Raw genomic sequence first — 17,200 nt, forward strand, 5'->3', positions numbered from 1 at the left:
GAACGGGGGCGTCCTCGCCGTTTAGGCCATCGTGTGCCTGCTCTGGCACACTTGACCGCTGGACCGGTTCACGGCACAACGCGTTTCCTGAGCATCACCCTCACGAGTGGATGCAGGCGGGGCGCTACCGGGTCTGCATCACCCTGATGGACCCGCCGACCCGGAGACACCCAGATTCCTCGAGGAGACACATCGTGAAGAAGGACATCCACCCGAACTACGCCGAGACCACGGTCACCTGCACCTGTGGCGCGACGTTCACCACCCGCAGCACGGCCGAGTCCGGCCAGATCCACGCCGAGGTGTGCAGCCAGTGCCACCCGTTCTACACCGGCAAGCAGAAGATCCTCGACACCGGTGGCCGCGTGGCCCGCTTCCAGGCGCGCTACGGCAAGAAGGCCGACGCGTAGCACCCTCGATGCGCCGACCCGTCGATCCCGCAGGGGATCCGGGTCGGCGCATTCGTGTCTCCCGACATTGACACCTCACGCATCCGCCGACCGCACCGTCCCGAGAGGACCCCCTGATGTTCGAGTCCGCCGCGGCCCTCGCCCGGGAGCACGCCGAGCTCGAACGCGCGATGGGCGACCCCGCGGTCGCCTCCGACCCGGACCAGCTGCGCGAGCTCAACAAGAGGTATGCCGCGCTGGGACCGACGGTCACGGCATACGCGCAGTGGCAGACGGCCACCGACGACCTCGAGGCGGCGCGCGAGCTGGGGGCCGAGGACGCCGGCTTCGCGGCCGAGGTGCCGGGGCTCGAGGCGGCGGCGGACGAGGCGGCCGACCGCCTGCGACGGCTGCTCGTGCCGCGCGACCCCGACGACGACCGTGACGTCATCGTCGAGGTGAAGGCGGGGGAGGGCGGCGAGGAGTCGGCCCTCTTCGCCGGTGACCTGCTCCACATGTACCTCCGCTACGCCGAGCAGCGCGGCTGGCGCACCGAGGTCCTCGACGCGACCGAGACCGACCTCGGCGGCTACAAGGACGTCCAGGTGGGCGTCAAGGCCAAGGGCACCCCCCAGCCGGGCGAGGGTCCGTGGGCGCGCCTCAAGTACGAGGGCGGCGTCCACCGCGTCCAACGGGTACCCGTCACCGAGACCCAGGGCCGGATCCACACGAGCGCCGCGGGCGTCTGGGTCATGCCGGAGGTGGAGGACGTCGAGGTCGAGATCCACGCCAACGACCTGCGCATCGACGTCTTCCGCTCCTCCGGCCCCGGCGGCCAGAGCGTCAACACGACCGACTCCGCGGTGCGGATCACGCACCTCCCGACCGGCACCGTCGTCTCCTGCCAGAACGAGAAGTCCCAGCTGCAGAACCGCGAGGCCGCCATGCGCGTGCTGCGCGCCCGGCTGCACCAGATCGCCACCGACGCGGCGGCCGAGGCGGCGGCAGGGGTCCGCGCCAGCCAGGTGCGCACCGTCGACCGCAGCGAGCGGATCCGCACCTACAACTTCCCCGAGAACCGGGTCAGCGACCACCGCACCGGGTTCAAGGCCTACAACCTCGAGGCCGTCCTCGGCGGTGAGCTCGACGCGGTCGTCGAGTCGGCGATGGCGGCCGACGAGGCCGCGAAGCTCGCCGCCCTCGGCGAGGGCCCCGCGTGAGCGACCTGCGCGGCGCCGTCCGCGACGCGACCCGTCAGCTGGCCGACGCGGGGGTCGCCTCGCCCGAGCACGACGCCGTCGCGCTGGCCGCGCACGCCCTGCGCGTCGAGCCCGGTGAGGTCCGGCGGCTCATGGTCCTCGGTGCTCCCGTCCCGGAGGCGTATGCCGGCCTCGTCGCCGAGCGCGCAGCGCGCGTCCCGCTCCAGCACCTCACCGGCCGGGCCTGGTTCCGGGGGCTCGAGCTCGAGGTGGGTCCCGGCGTCTTCGTGCCGCGGCCTGAGACCGAGGTCGTGGCCGGCTGGGCCATCGACGCGGTGCGCGGGTGCCTCGACGCCGGCGTCGACAGGCCCGTCGTCGTCGACCTCTGCAGCGGTTCGGGCGCGATCGCGTTCGCGGTCAAGGCCGAGGTGCCGCAGGCCCGAGTCCACGCGGTCGAGCTGAGCGACCTCGCGGTGGCGTGGGCGACCCGCAACCGCGACCGGCTGGCCCTCGACGTCGAGGTCGTCCTCGGCGACGCGCTGACCGCCCTGGGCGAGCTCTCGGAGGTCGACGTCGTGGTCTCGAACCCGCCCTACATCCCGACCACCGCCGAGCCGGTCGACCCGGAGGTGCGCGACCACGACCCGCACGTCGCGCTGTACGGCGGCAGCGAGGACGGTCTCGCGATCCCTCGCCTCGTCGCCGCCCGGGCCTCGGGCCTGCTGCGCCCCGGTGGGGTCCTCGTCATGGAGCACGCCGACAGCCAGGGCGAGTCGCTCCCGTCTGCCCTGCGGGCCACGGGGTCGTGGGCGAGCATCGAGGACCGCAGGGACCTCGCCGGCCGCCCCCGGGCCACCGTGGCCGTCCGCGCCTGAGCCGCGTCCTCGCGACACGCACTGCGGCCCCCACCCGGGACGGGTCGGGGGCCGCAGGGTTGTCGGGCGTCAGAGGATGTAGATGAGCAGGGCGATGATCAGAAGAACACCGACGATTGTCCAGATGAGTCCGGAACCACGCATTGCCATGCACCTCCGTTCGGGAAGACAGGGACGAACACGTCGACCCTATTGACCGGGAGCAGGGAAATGCGGGAAGCCGGCGTGGCGATTTCCGGGGAAGTGCGCAGGTCACGCGACCGACCGCTCCCCGCGGGCGGCCGCCCACCGGCACGGTCCTAGGCTGAGCCCCATGAGTCCGGTCTTCGACTGCACGACCCCCGAGGGGCGCCGCGACGGCATCACCAAGGCCACCGCCGGTGTGCGGCAGGGCGATCTCGTGGTCCTGCCCACGGACACCCTCTACGGCATCGGCGCCGACGCGTTCACGCCCGACGCGGTCCAGCGGCTCCTCGACGCCAAGGGCCGGGGCCGTGAGATGCCGCCGCCGGTGCTCGTGGCCGACGTGCGCACGATCGACGGCCTCGCCACCGACGTCCCGGCGTACGCCCGGGCCCTCATCCAGAAGTGGTGGCCCGGCCCGCTGACCCTCGTCCTCAAGGCGCAGCCCTCCCTCATGTGGGACCTCGGTGACACCGGAGGAACCGTCGCGGTGCGCATGCCCGACCACGAGGTCGCCCTCGAGCTGCTTCGCGAGGTCGGTCCGATGGCGGTGAGCAGCGCCAACCGCACCGGGCACCCGGCGTCGCGCACCGTCGTCGACGCTGCCACCCAGCTGGGTCCGTCCGTGCAGTTCTACCTCGACGGCGGCCCCGTGACCGGCGGACTGCCCTCGACCATCGTCGACTGCACCCACGACGCACCGGTCATCCTGCGCCACGGTGCCATCGACGGCGAGGAGATCCTGGCCGTCGCGGCGGAGCACCTACAGTTGCCGACAGACCCGACCTCAGAGCCGACAGGACCGCCGGAGCCGACGGACACCACGGATTCCACAGCAGCACCGACCCCAGACCTCTCGGAGGAGAGCAACCATGAGTGACACCTTCTACGGTTCGGACTTCGCCGCGCTGGAGTCCTTCGACCCAGAGATCGCCGGGGTCCTCGTCTCCGAGCTCGACCGGCTGCGCGGTGGCCTGCAGCTCATCGCCAGCGAGAACATGTCCTCACCGGCCGTGCTCACCTCGCTGGGGTCGACCCTGTCCAACAAGTACGCCGAGGGCTACCCCGGCCGTCGCTACTACGGCGGGTGCTCCGAGGTGGACAAGGCCGAGTCGCTGGCGATCGAGCGGGCCAAGTCCCTCTTCGGCGCCGAGCACGCGAACGTCCAGCCGCACTCGGGCGCGAGCGCCAACCAAGCCGTCTACGGTGCCTTCCTCAAGCCCGGCGAGACGATCCTCGCGATGAGCCTCCCGCACGGCGGGCACCTGACGCACGGCACCAAGGTCTCGTTCTCGGGCAAGTGGTTCAACGCTGTTCACTACGGCGTCGACAAGGAGACCGAGGACATCGACTACGCCGAGGTCGAGCGGCTGGCCAAGGAGCACCGTCCCAAGGTCATCCTCGCGGGTGGCTCCGCGATCCCGCGCCTCATCGACTTCGAGTTCTTCCGCCGGGTCGCCGACGAGGTCGGCGCGATCTTCTGGGTCGACGCCGCGCACTTCATCGGCCTCGTCGCCGGCAAGGCGATCCCGAGTCCGGTGCCGCACGCCGACGTCGTCAGCTTCACGACGCACAAGGTGCTGCGCGGACCGCGCAGCGGTGCCATCGTGTGCACCGAGGAGCACCGCGCCGCGATCGACAAGGCCGTCTTCCCGATGATGCAGGGAGGCCCGCAGATGCACACCATCGCGGCCAAGGCGACGAACTTCAAGGAATGCGCGACGCCCGAGTACGCGGCGTATGCCGCCCAGGTCGTCGCCAACGCCCGGGTCCTCGCGCAGACCCTCGGGGAGAGGGGCATCCGCCCGACCACCGGCGGCACCGACACCCACCTGTCGCTGCACGACCTCCAGCCCGTCGACGTCACCGGCGCCGACGCCGAGGCCCGCTGCGACGCCGCAGGCATCACGCTCAACAAGAACGCCATCCCGTTCGACCCTCAGAAGCCGAGCGTCGCGAGCGGCATCCGGGTCGGCACGCCGTGCGTCACGACGCAGGGGATGGGCGAGGACGAGATGCGCACCATCGGGGAGCTCATCGCGCGCGCCGTGGTGGAGGGTGACGCCGACCCCGACCACGAGGTCTCGAAGGAGGTGCGCGCGCAGGTCACCGACCTCGTGACGCGCTTCCCGGCATACGCCCGCTGACCCCAGCCCGGAGGGCGTCAGGAGGGGTGCTGCCGGCGGTCGTCGGCTGCCTGCTCCGCGGCCTCGAGCTCGAGCGCTGCGGCCTCCTCGGCCGACGGCCGCAGCCGCGGCGTCGTGCCCGAGGCCGACACGACCGTCCAGACGCTGCGCGCGAGGACCTCGAGGTCGAGCAGCGGCGACATGTGCTTGAGGTAGTAGAAGTCGTAGGAGAGCTTCTCGATCGTCTCCTCCTCCGACGCGGCGTAGCCGTGCCGCACCTGGGCCCAGCCGGTGATCCCCGGGCGGACGAGGTGGCGCTGGTCGTAGAAGGGGATCGCCTCGCGGTACTTCTCGACGAAGGTCACCTGCTCGGGGCGCGGTCCGATGAGGGAGAGCTCGCCGCGCAGGACGTTGAAGAACTGCGGCAGCTCGTCGAGCCGCACACTGCGCAGGAACCGCCCCAGCCGGGTGATGCGGGGGTCGTCACCCGAGGCCTGGCGGGCGCCCTCGGCCTCGGCGTCGGCACGCATCGTGCGGAACTTGAAGAGCTCGACGAGCTCACCCCGGCGGCCCACCCGGACCTGGCGGAAGATCACCGGGCTCCCGTCGGCGAGGCGGACGACGATGGCGGTGACGGCGACGACCGGCATCCAGAGGGGGATGGTGAGGACGACGAGCACGAGGTCGACGGCGTACTTCAGGGGCAGGAACGGCAGCTTGCGCAGCAGCGAGGTCTCGACCTCCCAGCCCTCGGAGAGGTGCCCGAGGGGCATCCGGCCGGTGTGCTGCTCGTAGACGTCGTTGAGCGTACGCACCTCCCGCCCGGCGACCGAGGTGGCGGAGACGTAGCGGGTGACCTCGCGAGACCATGCCGCGCTGAGGTCGACGACGAGGACGGTGTCCGGGGGAGGGGGTGACAGGGGGCCGGTCGCGTCGGGGTCGATGACCCCCACGACGGTGATGTGCGGGGTCGCGTCAAGCGAGCGCACGATGCCGTCGGAGTGCGAGACGACGAGGATCTGCTCCGTCCACGGGCGCAGCCGCAGCACCGCGCGCAGCAGCAGCACGAGGACGAGCCAGATCCCGAGCGTCGTGAAGAGGTGCGGCCGCGAGTAGTACGGCCGTACGAGCACGATCACCGCCGTGATCGCGAAGAACGCGAAGAGGGCGGCGAGCACCGCGCGGCTGTAGGTCGGGCGGGGAGGGCCCTGCGGCATGACGGCGACCATGAGGGCGCTCCCGAGGAGGGAGCTGACCAGTGAGATGACGAGGATCTGCACGAGGCCCCGCGCCTGGGTCTGCACGACCACGGCGTCGCTGAACGGGTGGCCGCCGAACTGCCTGACGGACGCCGCGACGAAGGCGACGAAGAGGAGTGCGGCGTCGGCGCAGGCCAGGCCGACCAGGAGCCGCTGTCTCATGCCGGGAAGTGTATTGGCACGTGCCCGCGTCCCCGGGACGCCCTCGGGGCTCGGCAGGTTGGCCGCGCGGGGGCGCTTGTGATAGTTTTCACAAGCCCGGACCGCCCCTCGACGAGAGCGACGCCAGTGACCTCGCCCCCCGCGCCACGGACCCCGGTCCGGATGATGCTGCGGGGTGCTCTCCTGCCCGGGATGATCGCCCTCCCCGTCCTCGCCGGGGCCTTCTGGGCGTATGCCGGTGAGCAGGCCGCGCTGTCCGCGCTCGCCGGCGCCCTGACCGTCTTCGTCATCCTCGTCGTCGGCCTCCTCGGCATCACTGCCGTCGTCCTCGGACCGGCGGCGACGTCGATGGCCGGCGCCGGCGTCGTCTACCTCGGCCAGCTCATCCTCATCGTCACCGTCATCCTCGCGCTGCGCGGGGTCGACTGGCTGGACGGCCGCGCCTTCGCGCTCTCGGCCATCTGCCAGACCCTCGTGGTGCAGGTGGGCCAGGTCGTCGGCTACGTGCGCTCGCGCCACGAGATCGCCCCCGGTTCGCTCGACGGGGGGGCGGCGTCATGACCGACGACGACCGCAAGCTGCCCAAGGGCGTCGAGGGCCACGAGCCCTTCGCCACCTGGCACGACGACCCGGAGCTCCCGAGCGCCACCGCCCGGGCCGACGCGCTCGGCGCCACCGTCATCGCCTACCTGCTCACCGGACCCGCGGTCTTCGGCGCGATCGGGTGGGGCCTGGACGCCCTCCTCGGCACGGGGTTCCTCGTCGTCGTGGGCATCCTGGCGGGGATGGCTCTGTCGCTGTACGTCATCTGGCTCCGGTACGGTACGTCGTGACGCCCCTGACCATCGGCTGCAAGCGGCTCCTGACTGAGCCGCGATTGCAGGGTGCCGCCACCACCATGAACGAGGAGACCCACCTGTGATCCTGACTGCGCTTGCTGCAGGGACCACGACCGCCGTCGGTGCCGCCGAGGGTGGCGAGGGGTTCGAGACCCCGACCCCCGACATCTTCTGGCTTCCGCTGATCGGCGAGGGAGACTGGGCCATCACCGAGCAGATGGTCTGGGGCGGCGTCTCCGTCCTCCTGCTGAGCGTCGTCATGGTGGCCCTGTCCAAGAAGGCCGCGATCGTCCCCTCCAAGGGCCAGTTCTACATGGAGGGCTTCTACAACGTCGCGCGCAACGGCATCGCCCGCGACATGATCGGCACCAAGCACTTCCTCAAGTTCGTGCCGCTGCTCTTCAGCCTCTTCTCGCTCATCCTGCTCAACAACTGGTTCGGCATCCTGCCGCCGGTGATGAACCCGACGTTCGGTCGCATCGGCTTCCCGATCGCGCTGACCCTCGTCGTCTACGTCGTGTACCACTGGATCGGCATCAAGAAGATGGGCCTCGGCGGCTACTTCAAGCACCTCGTCCCGCCGGGCCTGCCGGGCTGGATCAAGCCCGCGATCTTCGTGCTGGAGTTCATCACCTACTTCATCACCCGCCCGCTGACGCTGGCGCTGCGACTCTTCGGCAACATGTTCGCCGGGCACATGCTCATCGTGCTCTTCGTCAGCGCCGGCGCGTTCTTCCTCACCCAGGGGATCGCCTTCAAGCTGCTGTCCCTCCCGACGTTCGTCATGGCCGCCGCGATGTTCGTCTTCGAGGCGCTCGTGCAGTTCCTCCAGGCGTACGTCTTCACCCTGCTCGCCGCCAGCTACATCGCCGGCGCGCTCGCCGACGACCACTGAGTCGTCACCTCCCCAGCTGCTCGACCCACAACTGCATAGCTCGACCCCATCTCTTCCCCGCGGCAGACGGCTTCGGGGGACCACAGAAACACGAAAGAGGAATCATCGTGGAAGGCAACCTCTCGCTCGTCGGTTACGGCCTTGCGACCATCGGCCCGGCCATCGCCGTCGGCCTGATCTTCGCTGCCTACATCAACGGCGTCGCCCGTCAGCCCGAGGCGCGCAACCTCCTGCAGCCGATCGCCATCCTTGGCTTCGCGCTCGCCGAGGCGCTCGCGATCTTCGGCCTGGTGCTCTTCTTCATCTGACGCCAGCGGCCCACCGGGCCACGGCCCATCCCCGAACTGGTTCGAAGCACTAGGAGTATCCGTGCAGTTCACCGCCACACCGTCGACGGTCGTCTCTCTGGCGACTGCCGAGGGCGCCAAGATGCCCCTCATCCCGCACATCCCCGAGCTGATCTTCGGCCTCGTGATGATCGGGATCCTCTACTGGGTGGTGTCGACCAAGGTCGTCCCCAACCTGGAGAAGGCGTACGAGGAGCGTCGTGCCGCCATCGAGGGCGGCATGGAGCAGGCCGAGGAGGCCCAGGCCCAGGCCCAGGCCGCCCTGCAGCAGTACGAAGCACAGCTGCACGAGGCCCGCACCGAGGCCAACGCCATCCGTGAGGAGGCGCGTGCCGAGGGCGCCTCGATCGTCACCGAGATGCGCGAGAGGGCGCAGGCGGAGGCGGGCCGGATCACCGAGTCGGCCAAGCGGCAGATCGAGGCCGAGCGCCAGCAGGCCTCCGTCCAGCTCCGCTCCGAGGTCGGCGCCCTGTCCACCACGCTGGCCAGCCGCATCGTCGGAGAGTCGCTCGAGGACGAGGTCCGCCAGAAGGGCATGATCGACCGTTTCCTCGCCGAGCTCGAGAGCGGCGCGGTCCGCCCCGAGAAGGTCGGTGCAGGCGCGCCGGTCACGACCGACGGCCCCCGGTCCGAGCCGCCCTCCCAGGGTGTGCTCGACCTCGGCCAGGACGGCACCGCAGGACGGGACGCCTGATGCGTGGCTCGTCGCGGGGTGCGCGGGTGGCGGCCGAGAAGGCCCTCGACTCGGCCCTCGAGGGAGTCGACCGCGCTGCGCTCGCGGAGGAGCTCTTCGCGATCTCCGGCGCGATCGACGGTGACATCGGCCTGCGCCGCGCGTTCGCCGACCCCTCCCGTGAGGGAGACGCCAAGCGGGCCCTGGCTGACCGGCTCTTCGGAGGCAAGGTCAGCGAGGCGGCCGTCACCCTCACCGGTGAGGTCGTCGCGCAGCGCTGGAGCGAGGAGGGCGACCTCAGCGACACCCTGGAGGCGCTCGCCGTCAGTGCCCTGCTCGCCAGCGCCGAGAAGGCCGGTGCCATCGACGACGTCGAGGACCAGCTGTTCAGGTTCGAGCGCATCGTCGCCGGGGACGCGCGCCTGCGCGACACCCTCGGCAGCCGCAACACCGATGTGGAGGGCAAGGCCCGCATCGTGCGCACCCTGCTGGAGGGCAAGGTCGCCGTCGGGACGATCCGGCTCGTGGAGCAGGCCGTGCTCAAGTCACGTGGCCGTCGGCTCGACCGCATCCTCGAGGGCTACCTCAAGCTCGCGGCCGCTCGTCGTGACGAGCTCACCGCACTGGTCACCGTCGCCATCGCCCTGGACGACGACCAGGAGACCCGTCTCAAGGCGGCGCTCGAGAACATCTACGGCAAGCCGGTGAGCCTCCAGACGGTGCTCGACCGGACCGTCGTCGGAGGGATCCGCATCCAGATCGGCGACGAGGTCGTCGACGGGACGGTCGTGCGCAGGCTCGACCGCGTCCGACGCGACCTCGCCGGCTGAGCGCCACACCGCAGCACTGCTCGACACCTGAACAGCACGACCAGAGACATTCCACACTTCGGTCCCACCGGGGCCGGTAACCGAGGAGAAGAGATCACATGACGGAGCTCTCGATCCGTCCGGAGGAGATCCGGGACGCACTGGACACCTACGTCCAGTCCTACGAGCCCGGCGCGGCCTCCCGCGAAGAGGTCGGCCGAGTCAGCGACGCCGGTGACGGCATCGCCCACGTCGAGGGCCTTCCCTCGTGCATGACCAACGAGCTGCTCGAGTTCGAGGACGGCACGCTGGGCCTCGCCCTCAACCTCGACGTCCACCAGATCGGTGTGGTCATCCTCGGTGACTTCTCCAAGATCGAGGAGGGCCAGCAGGTCAAGCGCACCGGGGAGGTCCTCTCGGTCCCCGTCGGTGACGCGTACCTGGGCCGCGTCGTCAACCCCTTGGGCAACCCCATCGACGGCCTCGGCGACATCCAGAGCGACGAGCGCCGCGCGCTCGAGCTCCAGGCGCCCTCGGTCGTGCAGCGCAAGTCGGTGCACGAGCCGCTGCAGACCGGCCTCAAGTCGGTCGACGCCATGACCCCCATCGGTCGCGGCCAGCGCCAGCTCATCATCGGTGACCGCCAGACCGGCAAGACCACGGTCGCGGTCGACACGATCATCAACCAGAAGGAGTTCTGGGAGACCGGCGACCCGTCCAAGCAGGTCCGCTGCATCTACGTCGGGATCGGCCAGAAGGGCTCGACGATCGCGTCGGTCCGCGCCACCCTCGAGGACGCCGGCGCGATGGAGTACACCACCATCGTCGCCGCCCCGGCCTCCGACAGCGCCGGCTTCAAGTACCTCGCCCCCTACACCGGCTCGGCCATCGGTCAGCACTGGATGTACCAGGGCAAGCACGTCCTCATCGTCTTCGACGACCTGTCCAAGCAGGCCGAGGCCTACCGCGCCGTCTCGCTCCTCCTGCGCCGTCCGCCGGGCCGCGAGGCCTACCCCGGTGACGTCTTCTACCTGCACTCCCGCCTGCTCGAGCGCTGCGCGAAGCTCAGCGACGAGCTGGGCGCGGGCTCGATGACCGGCCTGCCGATCATCGAGACGAAGGCGGGTGACGTCTCGGCCTACATCCCGACCAACGTCATCTCCATCACGGACGGCCAGATCTACCTCCAGGCCGACCTCTTCAACTCCAACGTCCGCCCCGCGGTCGACGTGGGTGTCTCGGTCTCCCGCGTCGGTGGCGCGGCCCAGACCAAGGCGATGAAGTCGGTGTCCGGTCGACTCAAGCTCGACCTGGCCCAGTTCCGTGCGCTCGAGGCCTTCGCCATGTTCGCCTCGGACCTCGACCCGGCCTCCAAGGCCCAGCTCGCCAAGGGGGCCCGTCTCGTCGAGCTGCTCAAGCAGCCGCAGTCGGCGCCGTTCCCGGTCGAGGAGCAGGTCGTCTCCGTGTGGGCCGGCACCACCGGTCAGCTCGACGACGTCGCGGTCGCGGACATCCGCCGCTTCGAGGCCGACTTCCTCGGTCACCTCCGTCGCAGCAAGGGCGAGCTCCTCGACGCGATCCGCGAGACGGGCAAGTTCGAGCCGTCCACCGAGGAGGCCCTCAAGGCCGAGATCGACTCCTTCAAGAAGGGCTTCGAGCCCTCCGACAAGGAGAACCTGCCGATCGGCGACGAGACCGAGAGCGGCGCCGACGCGCAGGACTCCGAGCAGGAGCAGATCGTCAAGCAGAAGCGCTGACCCGTGGTCCGGGTGGTCACCTCGGTGACCACCCGGACCGGCAGGCGCGGGCGCCCACGGCGACCCGACGGCATACGAACTTTTCGCAGAGCAGCACAGAAACCACGAAAGGCGGAAACCTATGGGAGCGCAGATCCGGGAGTACCGGCAGCGCATCCGCTCCGTCAGCGCGACGAAGAAGATCACGCGGGCCATGGAGCTCATGGCCGCGGCGCGCGTCGTCAGGGCCCAGCAGGCCGTGCGCGCGTCGAGCCCCTACGCGCGCGCCATCACGCGGGCGGTCTCGGCGGTCGCGACCTTCTCCAACGAGGAGCACGTCCTCACGACCGAGAAGGAGACGGTGACCCGCGCGGCGGTCGTCGTCATCACCTCGGACCGCGGCCTCGCCGGTGCATACAGCTCGGCGGTGCTCAAGGAGTCCGAGCGTCTCATCGCGCGGCTGCGTGACGAGGGCAAGGAGGCCGTCCCCTACCTCCTCGGACGCAAGGCCGTCGGCTACTACTCCTTCCGCGGACGCGAGTTCGCGGCCGAGTGGACCGGTGACTCCGAGAAGCCCGCCTTCGAGCGTGCCCGCGAGATCGGCCAGCGCCTCGTCGACGACTTCCTCAAGGACACCGACTCCGAGGGCGGGGTCGACGAGGTGCACATCGTCTTCTCACGCTTCGTGTCGATGGTGACCCAGGAGCCCGAGGTCATCCGGCTGCTGCCGCTCGAGATCGTCGAGGGCACCGAGGCCCCGAGCGAGGGCGACCTCTTCCCGCTCTACGAGTTCGAGCCCAGCGTCGAGGAGGTCCTCGACGCCCTGCTGCCCAAGTACGTCAACTCGCGGCTGTTCAACGCCATGCTGCAGGCCGCGGCCTCCGAGCTCGCCGCCCGCCAGCGGGCGATGAAGTCCGCGACGGACAACGCGGACGAGCTCGTCAAGAAGTACACCCGGCTGGCCAACCAGGCCCGCCAGGCCGAGATCACCCAAGAGATCAGCGAAATCGTCGGTGGCGCGAGCGCCCTGGCCGAGAGCAAGTGAGAGAGAACCTAATGACTGCCACTGTCACTGACACCGACCACTCGGGCAACGACAAGACCCCCGGCGGCGTGGGCCGCGTCTCGCGCATCATCGGCCCGGTCGTCGACATCGAGTTCCCCGTCGACGCCATGCCGGAGCAGTACAACCTGCTCACGACGAGCGTCGAGCTGGGCGGCGAGAGCAAGAACCTCAACCTCGAGGTCGCCCAGCACATCGGCGACAACATGGTCCGCGCGATCTCGCTGCAGCCGACCGACGGCCTCGTCCGCGGTTCCCAGGTGCAGGACACGGGCGGCCCGATCACCGTGCCGGTCGGCGACGCGACCCTCGGCAAGGTCTTCAACGCCACCGGCGAGGTGCTCAACCTCGAGGAGGGCGAGACGTTCGAGGTCACCGAGCGCTGGGGCATCCACCGCAAGGCGCCCGACTTCGACCAGCTCGAGCCGAAGACCCAGATGTTCGAGACCGGCATCAAGATCATCGACCTCATGACCCCCTACGTGCAGGGTGGCAAGATCGGCCTCTTCGGTGGGGCGGGCGTCGGCAAGACCGTCCTCATCCAGGAGATGATCGCCCGCGTGGCGCGCAACCACGGTGGTGTGTCGGTGTTCGCCGGTGTCGGCGAGCGCACCCGTGAGGGCAACGACCTCATGGTGGAGATGGAGGAGGCCGGCGTCCTCGGACAGACCGCCCTCGTGTTCGGCCAGATGGACGAGCCGCCGGGCACGCGTCTTCGCGTCGCCCTCTCGGCCCTGACCATGGCCGAGTACTTCCGTGACGTCCAGAACCAAGATGTGCTGCTCTTCATCGACAACATCTTCCGGTTCACCCAGGCCGGGTCCGAGGTGTCGACCCTGCTCGGTCGTATGCCGTCCGCCGTCGGCTACCAGCCGACCCTCGCCGACGAGATGGGCACCCTCCAGGAGCGCATCACCTCGACGCGAGGCAACTCGATCACCTCGATGCAGGCGATCTACGTGCCGGCCGACGACTACACCGACCCGGCGCCGGCGACGACGTTCGCCCACCTCGACGCGACGACCGAGCTCTCCCGCGAGATCGCCTCGCTCGGCATCTACCCGGCCGTGGACCCGCTGACCTCGACGTCACGCATCCTCGACCGCCGCTACATCGCCGACGACCACTACGACACCGCGGTGCGCATCCGGCAGATCCTCCAGCGCAACAAGGAGCTGCAGGACATCATCGCGATCCTCGGCATCGACGAGCTGTCCGAGGAGGACAAGATCCTCGTCAACCGGGCCCGTCGCATCCAGCGCTTCCTCGGCCAGAACACCTACGTCGCCAAGCAGTTCACCGGCATCGAGGGCTCGACCGTGCCGCTGGCCGACACGATCGAGGCGTTCACGAAGATCGCCGACGGCGACTTCGACCACTTCCCGGAGCAGGCCTTCTTCATGTGCGGTGGTCTCGACGACGTCGAGCGCCAGGCCGCGGAGATCCAGAAGAACCTCTGACCCGTCCCGTGACGTCAGCAGGGCCGGTGCCGCGCGCGGTGTCGGCCCTGCTGGTGTCAAGGAGCACGGCGCCGGAGCACCCATCCGGCGCCGGTACACTTCAGACCCACCCCACTCCCCGGAGGAACACGTGAGCCAGCTGCAGGTCGAACTCGTCGCCGCGGACCGCAAGGTCTGGGAGGGCGAGGCGAGCCAGGTCAGTGCCCGCTCCATCGAAGGTGAGCTGGGCATCATGCCCGGCCACACCCCCCTGCTCGGTGTGCTGGTCGAGGGCGAGGTCCGCATCCACGGCGAGGGCGGCATCCGGACCGCGACCGTCGACGGCGGGTTCCTCTCTGTCGACCACGACCGGGTGACGATCCTCGCCGAGGCCGTCGACGCCTCGGGCATGGGCAACTGAGCCCAGGGCGGGACGTGCCATGACGCCCCTCGTCACCGCCGAGCTCGTGCTCGCGGTGGTGGTCGGCGTCCTGCTCCTGTCGCTGCTGTTCGTCTGGCTGCGCCGCCGCTGGATCTCCGGTGGCAAACCGCTGATGATCTGCGCGGTGAGCACGGGCCAACGCCGGTGGCGGCTGGGCCTGGCCCGGATCGCCGGTGACAACCTCGACTGGTTCTCGGTCGTCGGTCCGTCCCTGAGCCCGGAGCACTCCTGGATGCGCCACGAGCTCGATCTGGGAGCACCGTCGCCCCTCGCGGAGCCCGTCCCGGGACTGCCGGCCGACGCCGTGAGCGTGCGGGGGATCTCGGCCAACTCCGACTACCAGCTCGCCCTCAGCCCGGCGGCCTACACCGCGCTCCGGGCCTGGCTGGAGAGCTCGCCCCCCGGCTTCAACGTCAACGTCGCCTGACCACGGTCGCCGAGCTCCCGTCGTCCGGAGACGTCAGTCGTCGTCGGTGAGGGGGTCGTCGTCGACGGCGACCGCCCCGGCCTTGGTGGTGGGCGCCTCGGCCCGACCGCCACCCGGCTGCCAGAGGACGTCGCCTCCGGCGTCGAGGTTGGCCACGCGCGCGAGGATGAAGAGCAGGTCGGAGAGCCGGTTGAGGTAGGCCGCGGTGAGGGTGTTGATCCCGCCCTCGCCCTTGGCGGTGCCCACGTCGGTCCCATGGTGCTCGACCGCCGCCCACGTGCTCCGCTCCGCCCGCCGGACGACGGTGGTGGCCTGGTGCAGGTGCGCGGCGGCGACCGTGCCCCCGGGCAGGATGAAGGAGCGCAGCTTCTCGAGCCTGGCGTTCTGGGTGTCGCAGTCGGCCTCCAGCTCGTCCACCCATTCGGCCTGCACGCGCAGCGGTGGGTACTCCGGGTTCTCGAGCAGCGGGGTGCAGAGGTCGGCACCCACGTCGAAGAGGTCGTTCTGGACGCGGGTGAGGATCGCCCTGACGTCGTCGGGGAGGGTACCGGTCGCGAGGACCACGCCGACCACGGCGTTGGCCTCGTTGACGTCGGCGTAGGCCGCCAGCCGCGGGTCGGTCTTCGTCGTGCGGCTGAAGTCCCCGAGCGACGTGGTGCCGTCGTCGCCGGTGCGGGTGTAGATGCGCGTGAGGTTGACCATGGGGCGAGCCTGCCAGATACCTTTGCCGATTCTTTACCCGTGGCTCGTGGCCCACGTGGGCTGCGTCACGTTCAATGGTCGTCACGGGAAGGGGGACGCCATGGGGCATCCTGCACACACGATCGTCACGCTCGACGAGCGCCGTGACCACGTGGGGCACCACGTCTCCCTGCGCGGTCGCCTCGACATCCACTCCGTGCCCGACCTGCGGATGGTCCTGCACCGCATCGTCGACGACGGCAGCGACGACCTCCTCGTCGATCTCGCCGAGTGCGAGATCGGTGACGCGACCGGCTTCGGGGTGATCGTCGAGTGCCTGCGCCGCGCCCGCCGCGGCTCACGGTCCTTCCGGATCGTCGATGCCGACCCCCGCACCCACCGGCTGCTCCGTCGCGCCCGCCTCGGCCACCTCGTCGGTCCCGCCGACCCCGTGGTCTCCGTCGCCGTCAGCTGACCGCGTCCTCGATACTGGCCGGGTGACGACCTCCGGCTCCACCCCCGCACGCGTCCTCGGCCTCGACGCCGCGCGGGGTGTCGCGGTGGTGGCGATGGTCGTCGCCCACGCGCTGCCGTTCATCAGCGACCGCGTGCCGGAGGCGGTCATGTTCCTCCTGCTGCAGGTCAACGACCTGGCCTCGCCGCTCTTCGCCCTCGTCATGGGCGCCGCGGCGGGCCTGGTCTTCCCCGGACCGTCCGCGCTGCGTGGGACCGCCCGCGCGCTCGTCCGCGGGCTCGCGCTCATCCTGCTCGGGGTCGGTCTGGAGCAGCTCGACCACTGGGTCGCCGTCATCCTGCACATCCTCGGGCTGCTCGTCATCGTCGGGACACCGCTGCTCGTCCTGGGCACGCGGTGGCTCCTCGGACTGGCCGCGGTCCTCTTCGTGGCCGGGCCTCCGGTTCTCGAGGCGGTGACGCGCGCGGCGGGAGGAGTCGCCGGTGGTCAGGCACCCACCGCGGCGTGGGCGAGCAACCCGCTGGTCCAGTGGCTCCTGCTCAACACCCACTACCGGGTGCTCACGCTGCTGCCGATCTTCCTCGTCGGTGCGGTGCTGGCCCGCCGCGGCCTGCACGACGAGCAGGCGTCCTGGTGGTGCCTCATGGGTGGCCTGGCCATGGTGTGGGCCGCCTTCGCGCTCGACCTGCTCGGGATGCCGGTCGTCTTCTCCGGCGACCACCCGGACCAGGTGCAGGAGACGGGACTCGCGTTCGCGGCATACGGGCTGGTCATGGCGAGCGACATCGCTCGGCAACGACGCCCGTCCGCGGGCACGCTGCTGCGGCCGCTGGCCGTCATCGGGCAGGTCGCGCTCTCGCTCTACGTCGCGCACGTCGTCCTGCTCGTCCCGGTGATCCCGGTGTTCCCGGCGGGCGGCTGGCTGCCGTTCCTCTTCTTCGTGTGGGTGAGCGTCGCCGGCGCCTGGGCCTGGGGCCGCTTCGTCGGCCGGGGTCCGGTGGAGCGCGTCATCGACGCTCTGTCGCCCTCGCGCCGTCCTCGCGTCGAGGTGGCGGCGTGAGCACTCTCACCGGCTGAGGGCCTGTCTCGCCACCGGACCCGCCGGTAGCGTCCGACGCATGCCCGACGACCGCTTCGCCGCACTGGTGCCCGCCTCCGTCCCCGCTCGACCCGAGCGCGAC

General features: G+C 70.4%; 20 protein-coding genes. 18 read left to right on the forward strand and 2 right to left on the reverse strand.

The window, feature by feature from the left end:
• Positions 1-194 precede the first annotated feature (194 nt).
• The 5 genes from rpmE to ACOJV9_RS02220 all read left to right on the forward strand — a co-directional run bounded on the left by rpmE (position 195) and on the right by ACOJV9_RS02220 (position 4,793).
• A complete protein-coding gene (gene rpmE / locus ACOJV9_RS02200; protein WP_035939769.1) occupies positions 195-410 on the forward strand; it encodes a 50S ribosomal protein L31 in 216 nt (71 codons plus the stop codon).
• Between the two features lie 116 nt (positions 411-526).
• The gene (prfA, locus tag ACOJV9_RS02205) at positions 527-1,609 is read left to right on the forward strand and encodes a peptide chain release factor 1 (protein WP_420183533.1); all 1,083 of its coding nucleotides are present in this window, start codon (positions 527-529) and stop codon (positions 1,607-1,609) included.
• Positions 1,606-2,463 carry a peptide chain release factor N(5)-glutamine methyltransferase gene (gene prmC, locus ACOJV9_RS02210; RefSeq protein WP_420183534.1) on the forward strand — a complete coding sequence of 286 codons (858 nt, stop codon included), beginning with the start codon at positions 1,606-1,608 and terminating at the stop codon, positions 2,461-2,463. Before prfA ends, prmC begins: the two co-directional genes overlap by 4 nt.
• Before the next feature lie 313 nt (positions 2,464-2,776).
• Positions 2,777-3,526 carry an L-threonylcarbamoyladenylate synthase gene (locus ACOJV9_RS02215; protein WP_420183535.1) on the forward strand — a complete coding sequence of 250 codons (750 nt, stop codon included), beginning with the start codon at positions 2,777-2,779 and terminating at the stop codon, positions 3,524-3,526.
• Complete coding sequence (locus tag ACOJV9_RS02220; protein ID WP_420183536.1) at positions 3,519-4,793, forward strand: serine hydroxymethyltransferase; 1,275 nt, start codon at positions 3,519-3,521, stop codon at positions 4,791-4,793. The genes ACOJV9_RS02215 and ACOJV9_RS02220 overlap by 8 nt, the downstream gene beginning before the upstream one ends.
• Before the next feature lie 17 nt (positions 4,794-4,810).
• On the opposite strand, the gene ACOJV9_RS02225 is transcribed toward ACOJV9_RS02220, so the two are convergent.
• Positions 4,811-6,193 (reverse strand): sugar transferase, encoded by a 1,383-nt coding sequence (locus ACOJV9_RS02225; protein ID WP_420183537.1) that lies wholly within the window; start codon positions 6,191-6,193, stop codon positions 4,811-4,813.
• Positions 6,194-6,319: 126 nt separating this feature from the next.
• Between ACOJV9_RS02225 and ACOJV9_RS02230 the strand changes: the two genes are divergently transcribed.
• From ACOJV9_RS02230 to ACOJV9_RS02280, 11 genes are all read left to right on the forward strand, one after another.
• Positions 6,320-6,754: a hypothetical protein gene (locus tag ACOJV9_RS02230; RefSeq protein ID WP_420183538.1), complete on the forward strand. Its 435-nt coding sequence runs from the start codon at positions 6,320-6,322 to the stop codon at positions 6,752-6,754.
• The gene (locus tag ACOJV9_RS02235) at positions 6,751-7,026 is read left to right on the forward strand and encodes a hypothetical protein (RefSeq protein WP_420183539.1); all 276 of its coding nucleotides are present in this window, start codon (positions 6,751-6,753) and stop codon (positions 7,024-7,026) included. Before ACOJV9_RS02230 ends, ACOJV9_RS02235 begins: the two co-directional genes overlap by 4 nt.
• Before the next feature lie 85 nt (positions 7,027-7,111).
• Positions 7,112-7,927, forward strand: a complete 816-nt coding sequence (gene atpB, locus ACOJV9_RS02240) for a F0F1 ATP synthase subunit A (RefSeq protein WP_420183540.1) — start codon at positions 7,112-7,114, stop codon at positions 7,925-7,927.
• Between the two features lie 101 nt (positions 7,928-8,028).
• Positions 8,029-8,235, forward strand: coding sequence for an ATP synthase F0 subunit C (locus tag ACOJV9_RS02245; protein WP_211254743.1), 207 nt, complete (start codon positions 8,029-8,031; stop codon positions 8,233-8,235).
• A gap of 61 nt (positions 8,236-8,296) precedes the next feature.
• Positions 8,297-8,968, forward strand: a complete 672-nt coding sequence (locus tag ACOJV9_RS02250; protein ID WP_420183541.1) for a F0F1 ATP synthase subunit B — start codon at positions 8,297-8,299, stop codon at positions 8,966-8,968.
• On the forward strand, positions 8,968-9,777 hold the full coding sequence (locus ACOJV9_RS02255) for a F0F1 ATP synthase subunit delta (protein WP_420183542.1): 810 nt from the start codon (positions 8,968-8,970) through the stop codon (positions 9,775-9,777). The genes ACOJV9_RS02250 and ACOJV9_RS02255 overlap by 1 nt, the downstream gene beginning before the upstream one ends.
• 98 nt (positions 9,778-9,875) lie before the next feature.
• Positions 9,876-11,513: a F0F1 ATP synthase subunit alpha gene (atpA, locus tag ACOJV9_RS02260; RefSeq protein WP_420183543.1), complete on the forward strand. Its 1,638-nt coding sequence runs from the start codon at positions 9,876-9,878 to the stop codon at positions 11,511-11,513.
• Positions 11,514-11,634: 121 nt separating this feature from the next.
• On the forward strand, positions 11,635-12,537 hold the full coding sequence (locus ACOJV9_RS02265) for a F0F1 ATP synthase subunit gamma (protein ID WP_420183544.1): 903 nt from the start codon (positions 11,635-11,637) through the stop codon (positions 12,535-12,537).
• An 11-nt stretch (positions 12,538-12,548) separates the two neighbouring features.
• The gene (gene atpD, locus ACOJV9_RS02270; protein ID WP_420183545.1) at positions 12,549-14,015 is read left to right on the forward strand and encodes a F0F1 ATP synthase subunit beta; all 1,467 of its coding nucleotides are present in this window, start codon (positions 12,549-12,551) and stop codon (positions 14,013-14,015) included.
• A gap of 130 nt (positions 14,016-14,145) precedes the next feature.
• The gene (locus tag ACOJV9_RS02275; RefSeq protein ID WP_420183546.1) at positions 14,146-14,415 is read left to right on the forward strand and encodes a F0F1 ATP synthase subunit epsilon; all 270 of its coding nucleotides are present in this window, start codon (positions 14,146-14,148) and stop codon (positions 14,413-14,415) included.
• A 19-nt stretch (positions 14,416-14,434) separates the two neighbouring features.
• Positions 14,435-14,863 (forward strand): DUF2550 family protein, encoded by a 429-nt coding sequence (locus tag ACOJV9_RS02280; protein ID WP_420183547.1) that lies wholly within the window; start codon positions 14,435-14,437, stop codon positions 14,861-14,863.
• Positions 14,864-14,896: 33 nt separating this feature from the next.
• Here ACOJV9_RS02280 and ACOJV9_RS02285 read toward each other — a convergent pair whose 3' ends face one another.
• Positions 14,897-15,565, reverse strand: coding sequence for a cob(I)yrinic acid a,c-diamide adenosyltransferase (locus ACOJV9_RS02285; RefSeq protein WP_420183548.1), 669 nt, complete (start codon positions 15,563-15,565; stop codon positions 14,897-14,899).
• A 100-nt stretch (positions 15,566-15,665) separates the two neighbouring features.
• Between ACOJV9_RS02285 and ACOJV9_RS02290 the strand changes: the two genes are divergently transcribed.
• Positions 15,666-16,019, forward strand: a complete 354-nt coding sequence (locus tag ACOJV9_RS02290; RefSeq protein ID WP_420183549.1) for an STAS domain-containing protein — start codon at positions 15,666-15,668, stop codon at positions 16,017-16,019.
• Between the two features lie 22 nt (positions 16,020-16,041).
• On the forward strand, positions 16,042-17,079 hold the full coding sequence (locus ACOJV9_RS02295; RefSeq protein WP_420183550.1) for an acyltransferase family protein: 1,038 nt from the start codon (positions 16,042-16,044) through the stop codon (positions 17,077-17,079).
• The last annotated feature ends 121 nt before the right edge of the window (positions 17,080-17,200 follow it).

The organism is Knoellia terrae, from assembly GCF_048606435.1.
GTDB classification, from domain to species: domain Bacteria; phylum Actinomycetota; class Actinomycetes; order Actinomycetales; family Dermatophilaceae; genus Knoellia; species Knoellia terrae.